We start from the raw sequence: 16959 nt of genomic DNA, 5'->3' as shown, positions 1-16959 counted from the left end.
CCCCGGACTTCCCGATCTCAAGCACCGCCCGGTCGGTCGACCGTCCTCGTGGGTGCGCGCGACCGGGCGCTTCCGGACCGCCCCCACCGTCGACACCGACGGCGAAGTCGCACGTCAGACGGTGATGACGACCTTGGCCCGCGCGTGTTCGGTCTCCAGGTATCGCATGGCCTGGGGCACCTCGTGCAGCGGATAGGTCCGGTCGATGACCGGGGTGAGGCGGCCGGTTTCGACGTGGGCACGGAGCGCGTCGAGGTGCTGCCGACCGGGCACCGCCGCGAGGATGACGATGCGCTGTCGGACGAAGGGTGCCAGCAGCCTCCCACGCGCGATGAGCCCGACCGGGCCGATGAGGCTGCCGCCCCGGTACACACCGCCGCCGGAGAGCACCAGCGTCCCGGTCGGGGACAGGACCCGTCGGAGCGCCGCGAGGGAGCGGTTGCCGACCAGGTCGAACACGACGTCGTAGCGACGGGTGTCGCGGGCGAAGTCGTCACGGGTGTAGTCGACGACGTGCTCGGCGCCGAGCGACCGGACCAGATCGACGTTGCGGGTGCTGCACACGGCGGTCACGCTCGCGCCGAGCACCGTGGCCAGTTGGACCGCCAGCGTGCCGACGCCGCCGGAGGCACCGTTGATGAGAACGCGGTGGCCGGGCTCGACCCGCCCGGCGCTGGTCAGACCCATGAGCGCGGTGATGCCGGCCAGCGGCAGGGCCGCCGCCTGCTGCGGCGTCAGGTTCGCCGGCGCCGTCGCGATCAGGGTCTCGGGCACGGACACGTACTCGGCGAACGCGCCGTTGGCGTCGCCGAGGTCGCCGAAGACGGCATCACCCGGGCGTACATGTCGAACGCGGGCGCCGACGGCCTCGACCCGACCGGCGAAGTCCCGGCCCTGGTGTACGCCGTACACCTTGTAGAGAACGGTAGGTATACGGCGTACACCTGTCAAGGGGATTAGGGTTCGAATGCCCGCCCGACGACGAGGAGCGAGATGGCTGAGCAGGCTGAGACGCTGCGCCGTGCGCCGCTGAGCAGGGACCGGATCCTGCGCGCCGCCGTCGCGCTCGCCGACGAGGCCGGGATCGAGTCCCTCAGCATGCGCAACCTCGCCCAGGACCTGGGCGTCGTGCCGATGGCCCTCTACAAGCACGTGGCCAACAAGGACGAGTTGCTCGACGGCATGATCGACGTGGTCGTCGGTGAGATCGACCCGCCCGTGCCCGGGGCCGACTGGAAGCACGCGGTCCGCCAGCGCATCCTCTCGGCGCGGCAGGTGCTGCTGCGCCACCCCTGGGCACCGCTGGCGATCGAGACGCGGAACATGGCGACGCCGGCCGTCCTGGCCTACCTCGACTCCATGATCGGGGCGTTCCGGGCCGGCGGATTCTCCGTCGATCTCGCGCACCACGTGATGCACGCGATGGGCAGCCGAATTCTGGGCTTCAGCCAGGAACTCTTCGACGACTCCCGGCGCGCCGGCCGGTCGGGCAGGGCCGACCCGGCTCCACCGCCGGCGGCCCTACCACCGGAGATCGCGGCCAGGTTCCCGCACGTCGCGGAGATCGCCATGGCGGCGTCGCACGACGACGAGTCCGTCCTGGGGCAGGGCTGTGACGACCAGTTCGAGTTCGAGTTCGCGCTGGACCTGCTGCTGGACGGCATCGAACGGCTGCACCAGCGCGGCTGGGCATCGCCACGTCGCTGAGACGGCAGCCGCGAACCTGCCCCGCCGTTGCCGACGGGGCAGGTTCAACCGATCGCGGGCCGGCTCAGCTGTTCAGCTTGGCGAGCAGGGCCGTGGCCATGCCCTGCTCACCCCGGGCGTTCGGGTGGAACGGGGCGGCCGCGTTCTGGGGCACCAGCCCCTCGACCCACCGGGTACCGCTGCTCTTGCACGTGTCGCGGCCGATCGACGGGGTGTAGACGTCGGCGTAGGTGGCGCCGTTGGCGTTCGCGGCGCTGGCCAGCATGGCGTTGAGCGACTTTTCGACGCCCCGCAGGTACGGCACGTCCTGGTAGGCGATCGGAACGACGGGCCAGCACCCGTACCCGGTGTCCGGCAGGATCGCCGGGTATCCCAGCACCACGACCCGCGCGCTCGGCGCGGCCCGGCGGACCGCCTGGAGCACCGCGGTCACCTTCGGCGTCGCGGCGACGATCCTCGCCTGCAGCTGGTCGACACCTCCGGCGGTGAAACGGTTCTTGCACGGCGAGCCGAGCGGGCTGCTGAGGCTCGCCTCCGCGCAGTCGGTGATGATGCCGGAGAAGCCGATGTCGTTGCCGCCGATCTGCACCGTCACCAGCGCCGTGTTCGACGTGACCGCGCTCAACTGTGGCGGCAGTGCGATGCCCAGCGCGCCGCTGCCGCCGGAGAGGATGTCCTCCGTGGTGGCCCCGGAACAGCTCACGTCGGCGAACGACGACGAGCCGGCGGCCGTAGCCACCAGCGACGGGTAGTTGCGGTTGGACCGCAGGCAGTTCAGGTCGACCTGGGTGGGGACCAGCGGACCGGAGGTGTACGAGTCGCCCAGCGCGACGTAGCGGCCGGCGGGCACGGCCGCGCTGGCGGGTGTGGCGACGGTGAGCAGCACGCCGGCGGTGGCGAGGGCGAGTGCGGCCAGCCGGGTGGCTGACCGCAGGAGGGGCAGGCGAGGACGGTTCATGGGGTCTCCCAGACGGGATCACGGTGGGGGTGGTGCCAAGATCCTGTCGTCGCCAACGCCGAACGTCAATATAGATGAGCCTCATTGATTGGTGTGTCAGGGTGTGGGACGGCCCGATGGTGCTCACTGCAACGGCGAGTACCACTGCGCGCCGGTGACCCGGATCCGCCTGGGCCGGGTAAACGGCCGGAGGGGCACCCTCCGTGCACAAGGGCCTGCTTCACAAGGGCGGTCGAGCCGAGGCGGAGTCCGGGCGGCGACCCGGCAAGGCGCGGTTTGGTCCGGATACCGGTGTTGTATCTGGACCAAACCGCAACGCCGCCGGTCGTCGTCCGGGTCCGCCGCAGGCCGGCCAGTCCTTGTGAAACAGGCCCTAGTTTCCGGCCGGCACCTGGTCCTTGACGTCGTCGTAGCCGGCCGCGTTCGGGACCCCGCCCGGCGCGTAGATGAGGCGCAGCACCCCCGTCGGAAAGGCTTCCGACGCCAGCAGGCGCAGGTGGTACGCGGCATCGCCCTCGTCGAACAGCTTGCGGCCCTTGCGGGCCGCGACCGGATGCACCAGCAGACGCAGCTCGTCGACCAGCCCCGCGGCGAGCAGCTGCTGCACCACCGAGATCGACCCGGGGATGAGGATGCCTCGGACACCCGCGTCGGCCTTGAGCGAGGTGACGGCCTCGATGAGATCGCCCTGGATCAGCTCCGAGTTGCGCCAGGACAGGTCGAGCGACTGACGCGAGACGACGACCTTGCGGACGTCGCCGAGTTGTTTGGCGAACGAGGCGTCGTCGCCACCGGCGGCCTCACGGTCGGGCCACGCTCCGGCGAAACTGTCGTAGGTCTCGCGGCCGATGAGCAGCACGTCGGCGGTGTCGTAGTCCTCGCTGACGGCGCGACCCATGTTCTCGTCGAAGTACGGGAAGTGCCAGTCCGGGTCGATCTCGGCCACACCGTCGGCCGAGATGAACAACGTCGAGATGACCTTTGCCATCGCGGAGGTCCCTTCGAGTCAGGTGATGGGTGGCGGCACCGAACTGATTGCCAGAGCGGGTCAGTCTCCGCTGGACCCGCCGGTCTCGACGATCGAGACCGGAGAGCCAAGCTCGACGGTACGGGAGACCGTGCAGAGTCGATCGTGCGACTGTTGCAGCGAACGGGGCAGTGCCTCGCGTGCCCGGTCGCCGTCCGCGCCCTCCGGAAACGTCACGGTGAACTCGACTCGGATGTTCTGCATCCGGTTGCCTCCGGTCTCGTCCCGGATCTTGTCGCCGGTGACCTCGACGGAGAACTGGGTCGGCTCGGCACGGCGGCTGGTGATGTAGTCCACGTCGACCGCGGTGCAGCCGGCGATGGCGGCCAGCAGCAGCTCCACCGGCGTGAAGCTGGTGTCCTCCCCCGTGCCCAACGACATCGACCCGCCGCGGACGTTGCGCGCGACGTAGTTTCCCACGCTGGTGCGCTCGATCTGCACCGAGCGGAAGCTGTCCTCACTCATGACAGGAAAACTACCCACGCCTTCGGAGGGGCGTACACCGGATCCGGATCAGGCGTCGGCTTCGAGGGCGAAGGTGTTGCCGTCCGGATCTTGAAACCAGGCGATGCGGCCACCACCGGCCCGAGGCGTGATCCCCCTGGCGTCGTGTTCCACCTGCTCGTAGCGGATGAACTCGACACCGGAGGCGACGAGTTCGTCGACGGTCTGGTCGATGTCGTCGACGTACCAGGTCGCCAGCGTCGCCGGGGTCTTCCCGGCGGTGGCCGACTGGTAGACGTTGAGTGCCGGCCCGCCGCCAGAACCATAGACGCGGCTGCCGCCGGCGACATGGGCGCTGGGGCCGGACCGCAGCACCGGCAGGCCGAGTGTGCCTTCGTAGAACCCGATGGCCCGCTCGATGTCCGAGACGGCGACCGAAGCTCTGAGGTGATACCTGCTCAGCGGCATGAACCACTGTGGCACGCCGCCGCGCCGCCGGTCATCGCCGACACGACCCGAGGGCTCGGTCAGCCACCCCCGTCCGCACACGGTGAAGTCGCGACGCACTAGCATTGCCGCCGTCCACGGCGGCTCTGCTGAAACGAGGCGACATGCGTTGGCTCCGGCGGTTGCTGGGCGGTGGGCGGGTCCAGCTCGACCCGGGACGACAGCAGGCGCTGCTCCGCGACGTCCAGTCCCGGTACGGCACCCACGCACAGGTCCGGTTCCCCGAGCAGGTCGAGGCACTGACCGCGGCACTGAACAGCGACGACGGCCTGGTGGTGGCCGCCCGGATCGTGAGCCAGGTCGCCGACGAGGCCCACCTGGACCTCCAGGCCCAGGCCCAGGAGATCCACCGACGGACGGGCCGGCGGCTGCTGGTGCACCGCCGCAACTACCGGCCGCTGTGGATGGAGGCCGGCCACGCCCTGCGCTGGCCACTGTTCGCGCTGCCGTGCGGCTTCCACCCGTACGCCCAGGTGGCCGCCGCCGTCGCGGTGGTCGGCAGCCAGGCGCCCCGGCTCGACCGGGTGACCGACCCGAACCCGCTGCTGACCCGCGTGTTCGAGGTGCTCGACCTCACCACCGCGGCCTGGGAGTACGGACGGGTGCGGGTGGACACCGACGCGGCGGCCCTGGCCGATCGACTGATCCTGAGCGCCGGGCAGATCCTCGCGGCCATGGACGACCCGCCCCGGCTGCCGCCCGCGGTCCGTGAGCTGATGCGGCGCAACAACACCGTCAGCGTGCACGACCCGGCCGGGCCCCGCGCGGTCGGTGGCATCAATCTGGGCGCGAGGATGCGAGAGAACTTCCTGGTCTGAGCGCCCGTAAGCGCTACTGCTCGGTGCGCCGACGCGCGAGGTGCACGACGATGTCGGCGGAGAGCTCGACCGTCCCGGGCAGGATCCGCATGATCTGGCCGAAGACCTGCTCCTGCTCCGAGGTCGGCAGCTCGAGATACGCCGAGATCGTCGACAGGTGCCCGACGTAGTCGCGCGCACTCATCGTCAGGCGACGCTCGATCACGATCTGCTGGACATCGGCGAACCAAACGGAGCGTTGGAGCTCCGTGCCCGGCCACTGCATGGCATGTCCCGGCGGCGTGCCATCGGGAGATGGGACCTCGTCACTCTCCAGGAAGGGCGCCCGGGCGGCGCGGACCGCGTCCGCCACGGTCGGGTCGGCCAGCTGGGTTGGCCCGCCGAACGAGGCGAACACGCCGCCGGGTTCCAGCAACGCGGCCATGCTCGACCATCGGCCCTCCGGTTTCGTCCAGTGCAGTGCCGCCGCCGCGTAGACCAGGTCGTACCTCTCGCCCGGTCGCAGGTCCTCGAAGGCGGCCTGCACGGTCCGGACGCCTGCTGGCACGTGCTTGCGCAGCTCGGCGAGCATGGCCCCGTCCGGCTCGGTCGCGGTGACCGTGACCTCCCGTCCGGTGAACAGACGGGTCGCCTTGCCTGTCCCGGCGCCAATCTCCAGGGCCGTTCGAATCGGCCGACCCGCGTACGTCAGCACCAGGTCGAGAAGCTCGGCAGGGTAACCGGGCCGGTACCGCTCGTATTGTTCCGCCACCATCCCGAAGCTCAGTGCGCGAGCAGACATGCCGACAATCCTGTCACGACTCGCGTCGGCGATGCTCGATCTTCCCCCCGCAAACCGGTTGTATTCCACCACTTCCGGGGTCGGGAGCAGGGGTGGGCGGGGTTCGTCGGCGCCCGACGGGCCGGGCCCGTCCCGGTTGGGACGGGCCCGCTCCCCCGTTGCGGGATCCGGAGCCGTCAGCCCCCGATCGCGATGGCGAAGATGTGCATGGTCGGTACGTTGGCCGCGGGCCGGGCGCTGATGTTGGGCAACACGACCGAGGCCACCGCCTTGCTCTGCAACGCGACACCCACGTAGTAGATGCAGGCGGCGGTGTTCTGCCGCTGGTTGTTGGGCCTGTTCTGGTACGCGGACACGATGGCGGCGGTCCCCCCGGAGTGCGGTCCGCCGTACCAGTCGGGCGTGCTCAGCGTGAACGTCTGGCGGGTGCCGTCGGCGTAGACCACCGTGCCGGTCCCCGACACCGCGCCGTAGGTGCCGGTCAGCAGGAAGCCGAGCGTGCTGCCGGTGCCGGTCACGCCGATGGTCTGGCCCGAGGCGATGGCGTTGTCCGCGGTGCCGGGGCTGACGTTGGGCCAGCGGAAGGTGACCCCGTTGCGGCTGACCGTGCCGCCCGGGCTGGCGCCGGCCGACGCCAGTGCCTGCGCGGAGAGGCTGGCCCCGCCACCGTCGAAGTTCCCGACGTTGGTGTTGCTGTCACTGGTGATGCCGACGTTGCTGAAGCTCTGCTCCAGCGTGGGCGTGGCGACGCCGGAGCTGGTGACCCGGTAGGTGCGCCCCGCCTGCACCGTGATCTCGATCAGGTCGGACTCGATCCGGGTGACCCGCGCCGCCGTACCGTCGGCGGTGTCGACCACGGTGACGGTGCCGGTGAGGATCCGGGAGCGCAGGCGGACGGTGCCGGCGCGGTCCGGCCGGACGAGCACCTCGGTGGCCTGACCGCTGCTCCACGTGATGCCGACCGTGTGCCCGCCCCGACCCCGCAGGCCGGAGACCCGCCCGCTCGGCCAGGCCGGCGGCAGCGCGGGCAGGATGTGCAGCTCGCCGACGTGGCTCTGCAGCAACATCTCGGCGATGCCGGCCGTGGCGCCGAAGTTGCCGTCGATCTGGAACGGCGGGTGCAGGTCGAACATGTTGGGGGCGAGTCGCGCGGTGGTGGCGAGGTAGCGGATCAGGTCGTGCGCCCGCTTGCCCTCCTCCATCCGAGCCCAGAAGTTGATTTTCCAGGCCAGCGACCAGCCCGTGCCGTCGTCGCCGCGCAGCGCCAGTGTCCGACGGGCCGCCTCGAACAGCTGTGGGGTGCCCCGCTTGGTGATCTGGTTGCTGGGGGCCAGCCCGTACAGGTGCGAGATGTGCCGGTGGTTGGGCTCGGTCTCCACCCAGTCGTAGAGCCACTCCATGATGTTGCCGCGCGAGCCGATCTTCATCGGTGGGAGCCGGTCCCGGGTGGCCCGAACCTGGGCCCGGAAGGTGCTGTCCACGTTGAGGATCTCGCTGGCCCGCGCGCAGCCGTCGAAGAGGTCCCGCAGGATCTGGTTGTCCATGGTGGGTCCGGCGCACACGCTGGCGTTCGCGTGGTGACTGAGCTCCGGTGAGTTCGACGGGTTGGTCACCAGGTAGCCGAGGGTCGGCTCGGTCACCAGGGTGTTGAGGAAGAACTGCGCCGCGCCCTTCATGGCCGGATAGTTCGCCCGCAGGAACTCGATGTCACCGTTGAACAGGTAGTGGTCCCAGATCATCGTGGCCAACCACGCGCCGCCGGTCTGCCACATGCCCCAGAACGCGCCGTCCACCACGGCGGTGGCCCGCCACGCGTCGGTGTTGTGATGGGTGACCCAGCCACCTGCGCCGTACTGCACCTGGGCGGTGCGCGCGCCGGCCACGGACAGATCGTTGATCATGTCGAACACCGGGTTGTGGCATTCGGCGAGGTTGGTCGTGTTGGCCGGCCAGTAGTTCATCGGCAGGTTGGCGTTGATGGTGTACTTCGAGTCCCACGACGGGGTCAGCGAGTCGTTCCAGATGCCCTGGAGGTTGGCTGGCTGGGTGCCGGGCCGCGAGGACGAGATCAGCAGGTACCGGCCGAACTGGAACAGCAGCGCCGAGAACTGCGGGTCGTTGACGCTGTTGTGCTGGGCGATCCGGACGTCGGTGGTCTGGTCGGCTGCGGACGTGCGGCCCAGGTCCAGGCTGACCCGGTTGAACAGCGCCTGGTAGTCGGCCACGTGCCGGCTGCGCAGCTGGTCGTAGCTGCTGCCCCGCGCGGCGCTGAGGCGCTGCCGTGCGATGCCCCCGTAGTCGCCGCCGACGTTGCGGTAGTTGACGTAGCTGGACCCGATGGAGAGCAGCAGGACCACGCTGGTGGCGTTCGTGACCCGCAGGGTGCCACCGGAGCTGGACACCGAACCGCCGGTGACGGTGGCGTTGGCCAGGGCGAGGAAGCGGACCGCGCCGGTGATGCCCTCCATGGTGCCGGAGACACCGTCGAGGGCGATCGTGGCGCCGTCCGGGCTGGACACCGTCGTGCGTTGCGGGCTGTCGAAGGTGGCGGTGAAACTGATCGAGCCGCTGCGGTCCGCGGTCAGTCGCATCGCGATGACCTGGTCGGGCGCGCTGGCGAAGACCTCACGCTGGTATCGGACGCCGTTGAGCACGTACGTCGTGGTGACGGTGGCGGTGGTGAGGTCGAGCGTCCGGTCGTACTGGGACGCCCCGCTGGCGGATCCGAAGGCGAGCCGGAGGTTGCCGACGGTCTGGTAGGCCAACTGGCCGCCCGGGTTTCCCATCATGGTCTGGTTGATCAGATCCTGGGCCTGGGTCCACTGGTTCGCGTTGACCAGCCGCCGGATCTCCGCCAGCGCCCCCGCGCCCCTGGGGTTGCTGGGGTCGTGGGGCCCACCGGCCCAGACGGTGTCCTCGTTGAGCTGAAGGCGTTCCGTGTCGACGTTGCCGAAGACCATGGCGCCGAGCCTCCCGTTGCCGATCGGCAGCGCCCGTAGCCAGTCGGTGCCGGCTCCCTCGTCGTACCAGAGCGCGAGGTCCCCGGCGGCCAGCACCTGCGGCGGCGCGGCCGAGTCTGCTCGGGCCGCGGCGGTCCAGGGCAACGGCAGGAGAGCGCCGCCCGCGCCGGCCGCGCCGACTTTGAGGGCCTGCCGTCGGGTCAGGTCGGACATCGATCCTCCAAACGACTGGGACAGCCAGACATCCGATGTGTTTCGCGAAGGTTACTCCGAGGCGACGGAATAGGCAATGGTCGATCGATGCGCGGAATCGGCAGCGTCTGCGCCCATCGGCAGGGCTCCGAGCGGGGTGTCGAGAAGGGTCCGCCCCTGGCCGGCAGGCGTGGACCAGCCAGGAACGGCCACTTCAGACACACATACATCAGATGTACGACGAGCGCCGGTGCGGTGGTGTCCGTGGGTCGCGCGGGGCTCATCGAGAAGGACCGCAAGCTGCTCTTCGCCGGTTTCCGGCCGCAGCGGGTCAGGGCCTACGTCGACGGGCGACTGGTCGCCGAGGGCAGCGCCTGAGGACGGTGACCCCGACCTCCGGCACCGCGCCCCCACAGAAGCCGCCGGCTACCGCAGGATGTAGCCAGTCGAGGGCCGACGGCGGGGGCCGCCGGTCGACGTACACGGGGGCTTTGGTCATGGGTTTCGACGTCGACGTGGCCGCGCTGCGCGGCCTTCCACCGCTGTTCGACCGTCTCGGGGAGGACGCCCGCTCCGGGTTGACCTACTTCGACGCCAACACCGCACTGGAATACGGGCCGGGTTTCATCAACCGGATCAACGGCAAGCACGAGCAGGCCATGCTGGTCATCCGTGACCTCGTCGAGGACATCGCCAAGTACACGGCGGCCGACACCGGCGCGGCGTTGCGGCGGTCGCTCGACTACTACGAACGCACCGACGCCGCGGCGGCCGAGAAACTGGACCAGGCGTTCCAGCGCACCTGGATGGTGGACCGTTCCGAGTTCGCGGGCCTCTACCGGGAGACTGGCCTGCCGGCGCCGTTCGCCGACAGGGCCGACCCGCAGCAGCTCCTGCGCGCGGTGCCCGACTACAACAAGGACGAGGCGTTCCAGTTCGAGCCACAGATGTGGGACCTGGCCAGCCCCACGTCGCTGACCCGGGACGCGATCTGGGGCGCCACCTGGCTCGCCGCCAAGCTGGGCATCTGCGAGCGCGCCTACGACCCGTACGAGTCGTTGGTCAAACCGGTCGCCGGTGACTGGGCGGGGGTACGGGGCTGCGCGGACGTCTTCGACAGCCTCGCCACCGCCCTGGCCGGCATGGCCGACAACCTCCGGTGGGGGGCCCTCGGCTCCGAGCAGCACTGGCAGGGCAAGGCCGCCACCGCCTTCCACTCACACCTGCTCGACTCGGCGAGGAAACTCGACACCGCCGGCGGTCCGCTGCTCGCGCTCGGCGTCGAATACCGCAGGACGGCCGAGGCGATGTTCGAGATCGGCAAGGTGCTCGGCTCGCTGCTGTCCGACCTCACCGACGCCGCCATGATCTTCACGGTGGCCGCCAGCTCGGCCGCCGCCACCTCACCGACCGTCATCGGTGGCATCGCGATCGGCGCGGCGGCGCTCTACGAGGGCTACAAGATGTGGGACATCCTGAAGGAGGCGCTGGACCTGGTGGGCCGCGCCGACTCGCTGACCAGCGCCTTCACCGCCACCGTCGGCAACTTCGGGATGGCGGCCACCGTGCAGGAGTTGCCCGTGCTCGCCCCGGCGCCCAACGGGCTGCCCCGCTGAGCGCACGTCGGAAAGGATGGTCCACGTGAACGACACCCCGAGCACCCGCCCGGAGGACGTCCTCGCCGCCGTCGACCGCACCCCGTACGGTGCTGTCGTGCGCGACGAGGCCCGCCGACGGCAGATGGTCTACGAATCGTTGATCTCCGGCCCCGACCCGATCGGCCGGGAGATCGGCCAGCAGCTGCGCGACGGCAACCTCAGCCCCCGCGACCTGCTCACCGTCGGCGACTACCAGGCCTTCCTCAGCCGGGCCCGCGTCCAGGCCGAACGACTCGACCTGGCCGACCTGGCCGCCGCCGCGCGTTCCGCCGCGACCGACGACCTCACGTCCGACCCCGACGCCGAGCGGTCGGACGCCGACCGGGGTTGGGCCGGCTACGGCGACGAGTCGTCCGGGGAGCGCCCGTGGCGCTGAGGTCGCTGTCGAAGCGGGCCAACACCCTGCTGGGCCGAGGGCTCGTCGCGCTCGGCTGCGTGGTCGCCGCCCTGTGCCTGGCGCTGATGGGCTACGCCCGCACCGGTGCCGTCGGGGCGGGCCACACCTGGGACGGCGCCGGCCCCGCATACCTCACCAGCGCCGTCCGCGGCGGCACGCACACCTGCGCCGTCACCCCGGACAGCGGCGAGGAGCGGACGGTCGACGTCCCGTCCTGGCCCAACCGGGGCCCGCACGTCGACGGACGGCGGCTCGACCCGTGGTTCTCCGGCCCAGCCCAGGTGGCCTGCACCGATGACGTGACCTTCACGCACGGGTGGGTCGTCCGGGTCTACCCGTTGGTCGAGCAGTGGTTGGCGCTGCTGGCCGGGATCGTCCTGGCACTGGTCGGTCTGGACCGACTCGGCCTGTTCCGCCACACCTCCCGCTACCCGTGACGATCGGGCCGACCGGGTGCCAGGCACGCCGGTACGGCCTGCTCGGCAGCCAGCAGGGCCGCGAAAGAAAGCCGACACTCAAAACCGGCCCGTCGGCCGCAACCGCCACCGACCGCAGGGCGTCTAGCGGGAAACCCATCCCTGCTGGACTGGAGGACCCAATGACACCGACAGCACTGCGTGCCCTGGTGCCCGTCACCGTACTGGCGGGCCTGGCGGCCTGCACCACCACCTCGCCCGCTCCGCTGGCCAGCGGAAACACCACACCGCCCGCGCCCAGCGTCGCGCCCGCCTCCTCCGCCGCGTCGCCGACCGGCAACGTCTCGCCCGCGACACCCACCTCCCGCGCCGCCTGCCCGGTGAGCGCGACCACCCTGCACCGGGCGTCTGGGCTGGGCGACACCCACCGGATCGACCCGGATCACATCAACTGCGCACGTCGGTGGGCGACCGCCGGGGTGATCGCTGTCGACCCGACCATGCAGGGCGACGGCGTGCTGGTGTTCGAGTACACGGGCGGTGGGTGGAAGAAGCTGGGCGAGGGCAGCGCGATCGAATGCAGCCCGTTCGGCATCCCGAACGAGCTCGGCGACCAGCTCGGCTGCCGTGACCAGTGAGCGCAAGGGCTGCCCGGCGCCGCGGGAACCGGAGGCGGACGGAGGTGGCGCGACTAGACTCGGCACCGGCGTCGATCGGGGGAGCGTGCGCAGGTGAGTTCGTCCCAGCTTCTCGTCGCACTGGACCGCGCCAGTTCGGTGCCGTTGCAGCAGCAGCTCTGCGACCAGATCAGCGGGTCCGTCCGGACCGGTCGGCTGCGCCCCGGCGACCCGGTGCCGCCAAGCCGTGAGCTGGCGCACCAGCTGCGGGTCTCCCGGACCGTGGTGACCCGGGCGTACGAACTGCTGCGGGCCAACGGGGTGCTCACCTCGCGGCGCGGATCCGGCACGCGGGTCAGTGACGCGCTGACCGACACGCCGCCACCCGCCCAACGCGCCGCCACCCGCGCGCACCTGTGGCCGGAGCCCCCGCTGCCCACCGACGCGGGCAGCCCATTGTGGAAGCCGTGGGAGCCAGCGCCGATGCACCGGCCGGACGGGACGTACGACTTTCGGCACGGCACACCGGCGCTGGCCAGCTTTCCGGTGACCCGGTGGCGACAGTCGCTCACCGCGGCGGTCAGCCGAGCCGACGCGGTGGCGCTGGGCTATGGTCCGGCCGAGGGCTCCCCGACGCTTCGTGCCCAGATCAGCGCGTTGCTGCGGCGCAGCCGGGCACTCGACGCCCCGCGCGAACACACTGTGGTGACCAGCGGCGCCACCCAGGCCATGGACATCCTGGTCCGGTTGCTCGTCGGCCCCGACGACGTGGTGATCATCGAGGATCCGAGCCACACCGTGCTGCGGCAGATCTTCGGCTACTCACGGGCCGCGGTGGTGCCGGTCGGTGTCGACGAGGAGGGCCTACGGGTCGACGAGATCGACTCCCAGGTCCGCGCGCACGGCCTCGACCCGGCCCGGGTACGCCTGATCTACGTCACCCCGTCGCACCAGTTCCCGACCGGGTTCATCATGTCCGAGCGGCGGCGACGAGCGCTGCTGCGGTGGGCCCGCGAACACGCGGCCACGGTGCTGGAGGACGACTACCACAACGAGTTCACCTTCGCCGAGGAGCGGCTCCCGTCGCTGGCCGCCGACCCGCAGGACGCGGACGTCGTCTACGTCGGCAGCTTCAGCAAGACCCTCTTCCCCTCGCTGCGCATCGGCTACGCGGTGCTGCCGCCGCACCTCGTCCGACCCTTCCTCGGGGTCAAGTGGATCACCGACCGGCTGACCCCGACGCTGACCCAGGAGGCACTGGCCGAGTTCATCTCCTCCGGCGCGTACGCCCGGCACATCGGCCGGATGGACCGCCTCTACCGGCAGCGACGCGCCCGGCTGCTGGAGGCGCTCTACGAACACTTCGGCGCGGGGGTGCGGATCTCCGGCACGGCGGCCGGACTGCACGTGCTGGTGACCCTGGGCGGCGCGCCCGACGCCGACGAGGCGGCCATCGTGCGCGCCGCCGCCGCGCGAGGCGTCCGGATCTACCCGGCCTCGGGCTACTTCGTCACCCGGTCACCGGCCGAGCCGACCTTCCTGATCGGGTACGCGGCGCTGCCCACCGCCCGGATCACCGAAGGCGTGGCGCTGCTGGCCGCCGCGGTGCGGGAAGTGACGGCTCGGTGAAGCGGGGCCGCTGGAACCGGGCACGCTGGGCGTACGGCACGGTGCAGTCGAAGACCGCCTTCGCCGTCCGGCCGTCGGCCGAGAGCGACGGGGAGTAGCCGGTGTGCTGGCTCGGGTCGAGGGGGAAACCCTCCCGGTCCGGCAGCACGTGCAGGTCCTGGTCGGCCTGGAAGCGGGTGACCATCGCCCACCAGAGGTCCTGATCGGACTCGATGTCGATGTCGTCGCCCACGCACAGCACCAGCTTGGCCATCCGGAACTGCTCCAGCACGGCCTCGGCGGCGACGCGTACCGCCACGTCGTCCTGCGGGCCGCGCTTGGCCGGCCACTGGAGCACCACCATGAGCTGACCGCCACCCGCGGTGTGACAGTGCGCGGCCAGCGCCGGCGTGCCCCGACGGCGCAGCAGGTCCAGCACCGCGGCCTCCATCCCGAAGCCGAGCAGCACCGACTGCTCGTGCCCGGGGCCGGACACCGCCTGCAGGATCGGGCTCTCCCGGGCGGTGATCCCGATGACCCGGATCAACGGCAACGAGGGGTGCGCCCGACCCTGGTAGCCGAGGAACTCCGGTGTGGCGACAGTGCCGTGCCGGCTCTCGGGTGCCCGGTCGGCCAGCAACTCCCCCTCGATGACGTACTCGGCGTGCGCGATGAACTCGGTGTCCACGGTGCGGCAGGGCAGCAGCTCCACCGGCTGCCCGGCGAGAGCACCGGCCACCGCCAGCTCGTCGAGGTCCGGGGGCACCAGTGAGGTCGGGCAGCACGAGGAGAGCAGCACCGCCGGGCACAGGCCTAGGTGAATGGCCACCGGCAACGGGCTCCCCCGGCGCAGCGCGGCCTGGTGCGCGAGCTCCAGGTCCCGTCCGGGCACCATCCAGATGGTCAGCGTGTCCGGACCCTGTACGCACATCCGGTGCACGGACAGGTTGCGGACACCGGTGTCCGGGTCGGTGGCGAGCACCGCGCCGAGGGTCAGGTAGGGCCCGGCGTCCTCGTCGGTGAGCACCGGCACCGGCAGCGCGGTCAGGTCCACCGGCAGCGTCTCGCGAGGCCAGCGGGCCGGGTCGGGTGCGGGCACCGGTGGGCGGGGGGCGGCAACCGCGTCGAGCAGCCGGTGCGGCAACTCGGCCGGTGTGCAGCCGAGCAGGCCGGCGGCACGCCGACGGGTGCCGTACAGGCCCATCAGCACCGCTCGGGTCGGGCCGTGGTCGGGGCGTACCCGGTCGAAGAGCACCGCCGGGCCGGCGCCGGTGGGCGGGGCGGCGGGCGCACCTGCCCAGCGGGCGTAGTGGGCGGAGACGCCGTACCGGGCCGGCAGCTCCGTGGCGACCCGGACCAGCTCGCCGGGGAGCGGGTCGAGGGTGGCCAGGGCGTGCCGCAGGTCGACGGGTGCTCGGCTCACCGCTCCTCCCCCGCTGACGCGGCGGCGCGGCGGGCTGCCAGCATGTCGAGCTGCATCCGGGTCAGCTCGTCGATGAGGGAACGGTAGGTGCCGACCGCCACCTCGGGCGGCATGCCGTGCCGGCTGGCCAGGTCGTGCACCCGGTCGAGCACCTGCCGCACCCGGTCGGGTGAGCGGACGGTCGCCTCGTCCGTCTTGTGCGCGGTCAGCTCCTGCACCACCCGGGTGCGCTCGGCCAGCAGGGCGATGATCCGCTGGTCGAGCCCGTCGATGGCACCGCGCAGCTCGGCGATCCGGGCCGGGCCGTCGGTGGCGCCGGCCGGCGGGGAGCCGGCCGGCGCGGTGATCCGGTGCTGGTCGCTCACGGTTGGGGAACCTGGTCGACCACGAAGACGACAGTCGGCTCGGCGTCGCTGCCCTGGGACCGGTGCTCCTCGTCGTCGGGGATGACGAAGCCCATGCCGGGTCGGCACGGCACCGACCGGTCCCGGAAGTGGATGGTGAACTCGCCCTGCAGGACGTAACCGGTGTGCCCCCGCAGGCACCAGTGATGCTCGTCGAAGCCGGGCGGCAGCTCCAGCAGGCGCAGACGCTGCCCCCCGACGTACGAGATCTTGACGCGCCCCTCGGCCCCCGGCTTGTCCCACCTCTCCCACTCGCTGGCCGGGAAGTCGATGCCGACCGGCGCGGCAACCTGCTCAGTGGACATTCTCGATATCTCCTCTGGTCTGGGCGGATTCGTTGCGGCGGGGCCGCGGAACGCGTTCGTTGCGGTCCCGGCGCGGAAGCACCGGGTCCCCGTCGACCCGCTGGTGTCGCTTGAGCAGCTGCACCATGTCGAGCATCCGGTGCACCATCCGCTCCAACGCGTCGATGCCCTCGGGGTCGGTCAGGCCGGGCGTGGCGGTGGTGTTGCGCAGCAGGACGGGGAACCCGCTGCCCACCAGGATCATCCGGTTGAGCAGCAGGTTGTTGACGATCTGGTTGTGTACGGAGGAGTCGCTGTAGCGCCGTCCGGTGACGATGATGCCGCCGACCTTGTCCGCCAGCGGACGGGTGAAGCGCAGGTAGCCGACGCCCGCACGCTCGATGAAGACCTGCATGAGGTGGGCCAGGCCGAAGCCGTGCACCGGGGCCGCGTAGATCAGCCCGTCGGCGTTGGTCATCTGCTCCACCAGGGCGGGGACGTCGTCGTCCAACTGGCAGGGCACTGTGCGGCTGTTGCAGTCGCCGCACGGGCTGCACGGCGAGATCCGGTGCTCACGTAACTGGATGGTGCGCAGGATCGCACCCCGCTCGGCGATGAGCCGACCCGCGTACGCGATGGCGTGGTCGGTGTTGCCGCCGACCCGTTCCGATCCGTTGATGGCGAGGATGGTCCCTGCTTCGCTGTGCACATTCACCCCCGGTGCTCGTCGCGGGGTGGGCGCCGCACCGCGCCCACCC

17 protein-coding genes and 1 pseudogene are annotated in these 16959 nt (G+C 71.1%); 7 read left to right on the top strand and 11 right to left on the bottom strand.

Annotated elements, in window-relative coordinates; translation table 11 throughout:
• Window positions 1–114: 114 nt before the first annotated feature.
• A pseudogene (locus tag HNR22_RS01190) lies at window positions 115–897 on the bottom strand (NAD(P)-dependent alcohol dehydrogenase); the annotation flags it as partial.
• A gap of 96 nt (window positions 898–993) precedes the next feature.
• Between HNR22_RS01190 and HNR22_RS01185 the strand changes: the two are divergent.
• Window positions 994–1707 (top strand): TetR/AcrR family transcriptional regulator, encoded by a 714-nt coding sequence (locus HNR22_RS01185; RefSeq protein WP_179778607.1) that lies wholly within the window; start codon window positions 994–996, stop codon window positions 1705–1707.
• Window positions 1708–1771: 64 nt separating this feature from the next.
• Here the strand turns inward: HNR22_RS01185 and HNR22_RS01180 are convergent, their stop codons facing one another.
• The 4 genes from HNR22_RS01180 to HNR22_RS01165 form a co-directional block, all read right to left on the bottom strand.
• Window positions 1772–2665, bottom strand: coding sequence for an SGNH/GDSL hydrolase family protein (locus HNR22_RS01180; RefSeq protein ID WP_179778606.1), 894 nt, complete (start codon window positions 2663–2665; stop codon window positions 1772–1774).
• 373 nt (window positions 2666–3038) lie between these two features.
• Window positions 3039–3653, bottom strand: coding sequence for a dihydrofolate reductase family protein (locus tag HNR22_RS01175; RefSeq protein WP_179778605.1), 615 nt, complete (start codon window positions 3651–3653; stop codon window positions 3039–3041).
• A 60-nt stretch (window positions 3654–3713) separates the two neighbouring features.
• Complete coding sequence (locus HNR22_RS01170; protein WP_088947750.1) at window positions 3714–4157, bottom strand: OsmC family protein; 444 nt, start codon at window positions 4155–4157, stop codon at window positions 3714–3716.
• Window positions 4158–4205: 48 nt separating this feature from the next.
• Window positions 4206–4619, bottom strand: coding sequence for a VOC family protein (locus tag HNR22_RS01165; protein ID WP_343059634.1), 414 nt, complete (start codon window positions 4617–4619; stop codon window positions 4206–4208).
• 128 nt (window positions 4620–4747) lie between these two features.
• Here HNR22_RS01165 and HNR22_RS01160 point away from each other — a divergent pair, with 128 nt between their 5' ends.
• A complete protein-coding gene (locus tag HNR22_RS01160) occupies window positions 4748–5461 on the top strand; it encodes a hypothetical protein (protein WP_179778604.1) in 714 nt (237 codons plus the stop codon).
• Between the two features lie 13 nt (window positions 5462–5474).
• Here HNR22_RS01160 and HNR22_RS01155 read toward each other — a convergent pair whose 3' ends face one another.
• Both HNR22_RS01155 and HNR22_RS01150 read right to left on the bottom strand, forming a co-directional pair.
• A complete protein-coding gene (locus HNR22_RS01155; RefSeq protein ID WP_179778603.1) occupies window positions 5475–6242 on the bottom strand; it encodes a class I SAM-dependent methyltransferase in 768 nt (255 codons plus the stop codon).
• A gap of 176 nt (window positions 6243–6418) precedes the next feature.
• Window positions 6419–9415 carry a glycoside hydrolase family 95 protein gene (locus HNR22_RS01150; RefSeq protein ID WP_179778602.1) on the bottom strand — a complete coding sequence of 999 codons (2997 nt, stop codon included), beginning with the start codon at window positions 9413–9415 and terminating at the stop codon, window positions 6419–6421.
• Window positions 9416–9891: 476 nt separating this feature from the next.
• On the opposite strand from HNR22_RS01150, the gene HNR22_RS01145 reads away from it, so the two are divergent.
• From HNR22_RS01145 to pdxR, 5 genes are all read left to right on the top strand, one after another.
• Window positions 9892–11010: a hypothetical protein gene (locus tag HNR22_RS01145; protein ID WP_179778601.1), complete on the top strand. Its 1119-nt coding sequence runs from the start codon at window positions 9892–9894 to the stop codon at window positions 11008–11010.
• A gap of 25 nt (window positions 11011–11035) precedes the next feature.
• Entirely contained in the window at window positions 11036–11428 is a 393-nt protein-coding gene (locus HNR22_RS01140) for a hypothetical protein (RefSeq protein ID WP_179778600.1), read from the top strand.
• Entirely contained in the window at window positions 11419–11886 is a 468-nt protein-coding gene (locus HNR22_RS01135) for a hypothetical protein (protein WP_179778599.1), read from the top strand. Before HNR22_RS01140 ends, HNR22_RS01135 begins: the two co-directional genes overlap by 10 nt.
• A gap of 161 nt (window positions 11887–12047) precedes the next feature.
• Window positions 12048–12503 carry a hypothetical protein gene (locus HNR22_RS01130; RefSeq protein ID WP_179778598.1) on the top strand — a complete coding sequence of 152 codons (456 nt, stop codon included), beginning with the start codon at window positions 12048–12050 and terminating at the stop codon, window positions 12501–12503.
• 93 nt (window positions 12504–12596) lie between these two features.
• Window positions 12597–14111, top strand: a complete 1515-nt coding sequence (gene pdxR / locus HNR22_RS01125) for a MocR-like pyridoxine biosynthesis transcription factor PdxR (protein ID WP_179778597.1) — start codon at window positions 12597–12599, stop codon at window positions 14109–14111.
• On the opposite strand, the gene HNR22_RS01120 is transcribed toward pdxR, so the two are convergent.
• From HNR22_RS01120 to HNR22_RS01105, 4 genes are read right to left on the bottom strand one after another with little or no spacing between them, the layout of a single operon-like run.
• Window positions 14056–15513 (bottom strand): UbiD family decarboxylase domain-containing protein, encoded by a 1458-nt coding sequence (locus HNR22_RS01120; protein ID WP_179778596.1) that lies wholly within the window; start codon window positions 15511–15513, stop codon window positions 14056–14058. The two genes, pdxR and HNR22_RS01120, sit on opposite strands and share 56 nt — an antisense overlap.
• A complete protein-coding gene (locus HNR22_RS01115) occupies window positions 15510–15878 on the bottom strand; it encodes a chorismate mutase (RefSeq protein WP_179778595.1) in 369 nt (122 codons plus the stop codon). The genes HNR22_RS01120 and HNR22_RS01115 overlap by 4 nt, the downstream gene beginning before the upstream one ends.
• Window positions 15875–16222 (bottom strand): cupin domain-containing protein, encoded by a 348-nt coding sequence (locus HNR22_RS01110; RefSeq protein WP_179778594.1) that lies wholly within the window; start codon window positions 16220–16222, stop codon window positions 15875–15877. Before HNR22_RS01110 ends, HNR22_RS01115 begins: the two co-directional genes overlap by 4 nt.
• Complete coding sequence (locus tag HNR22_RS01105) at window positions 16212–16916, bottom strand: NAD(P)H-dependent oxidoreductase (RefSeq protein ID WP_179778593.1); 705 nt, start codon at window positions 16914–16916, stop codon at window positions 16212–16214. The genes HNR22_RS01110 and HNR22_RS01105 overlap by 11 nt, the downstream gene beginning before the upstream one ends.
• Between the last annotated feature and the right edge of the window lie 43 nt (window positions 16917–16959).

It is taken from the genome of Micromonospora jinlongensis (assembly GCF_013410645.1).
Taxonomy (GTDB): domain Bacteria; phylum Actinomycetota; class Actinomycetes; order Mycobacteriales; family Micromonosporaceae; genus Micromonospora; species Micromonospora zamorensis.
Note: the sequence above shows the minus strand (reverse complement) of the source record. Positions and strands in the feature narration are given on the sequence as shown.

Excerpts from the sequence above, each read along its gene's own strand:
- HNR22_RS01150 (WP_179778602.1), bottom strand. The coding sequence starts at position 9,415 with ATGTCCGACCTGACCCGACGGCAGGCCCTCAAAGTCGGCGCGGCCGGC.
- HNR22_RS01160 (WP_179778604.1), top strand. The coding sequence starts at position 4,748 with ATGCGTTGGCTCCGGCGGTTGCTGGGCGGTGGGCGGGTCCAGCTCGAC.
- HNR22_RS01170 (WP_088947750.1), bottom strand. The coding sequence starts at position 4,157 with ATGAGTGAGGACAGCTTCCGCTCGGTGCAGATCGAGCGCACCAGCGTG.
- HNR22_RS01130 (WP_179778598.1), top strand. The coding sequence starts at position 12,048 with ATGACACCGACAGCACTGCGTGCCCTGGTGCCCGTCACCGTACTGGCG.
- HNR22_RS01145 (WP_179778601.1), top strand. The coding sequence starts at position 9,892 with ATGGGTTTCGACGTCGACGTGGCCGCGCTGCGCGGCCTTCCACCGCTG.
- HNR22_RS01175 (WP_179778605.1), bottom strand. The coding sequence starts at position 3,653 with ATGGCAAAGGTCATCTCGACGTTGTTCATCTCGGCCGACGGTGTGGCC.
- HNR22_RS01110 (WP_179778594.1), bottom strand. The coding sequence starts at position 16,222 with ATGTCCACTGAGCAGGTTGCCGCGCCGGTCGGCATCGACTTCCCGGCC.
- HNR22_RS01180 (WP_179778606.1), bottom strand. The coding sequence starts at position 2,665 with ATGAACCGTCCTCGCCTGCCCCTCCTGCGGTCAGCCACCCGGCTGGCC.
- HNR22_RS01185 (WP_179778607.1), top strand. The coding sequence starts at position 994 with ATGGCTGAGCAGGCTGAGACGCTGCGCCGTGCGCCGCTGAGCAGGGAC.
- HNR22_RS01155 (WP_179778603.1), bottom strand. The coding sequence starts at position 6,242 with ATGTCTGCTCGCGCACTGAGCTTCGGGATGGTGGCGGAACAATACGAG.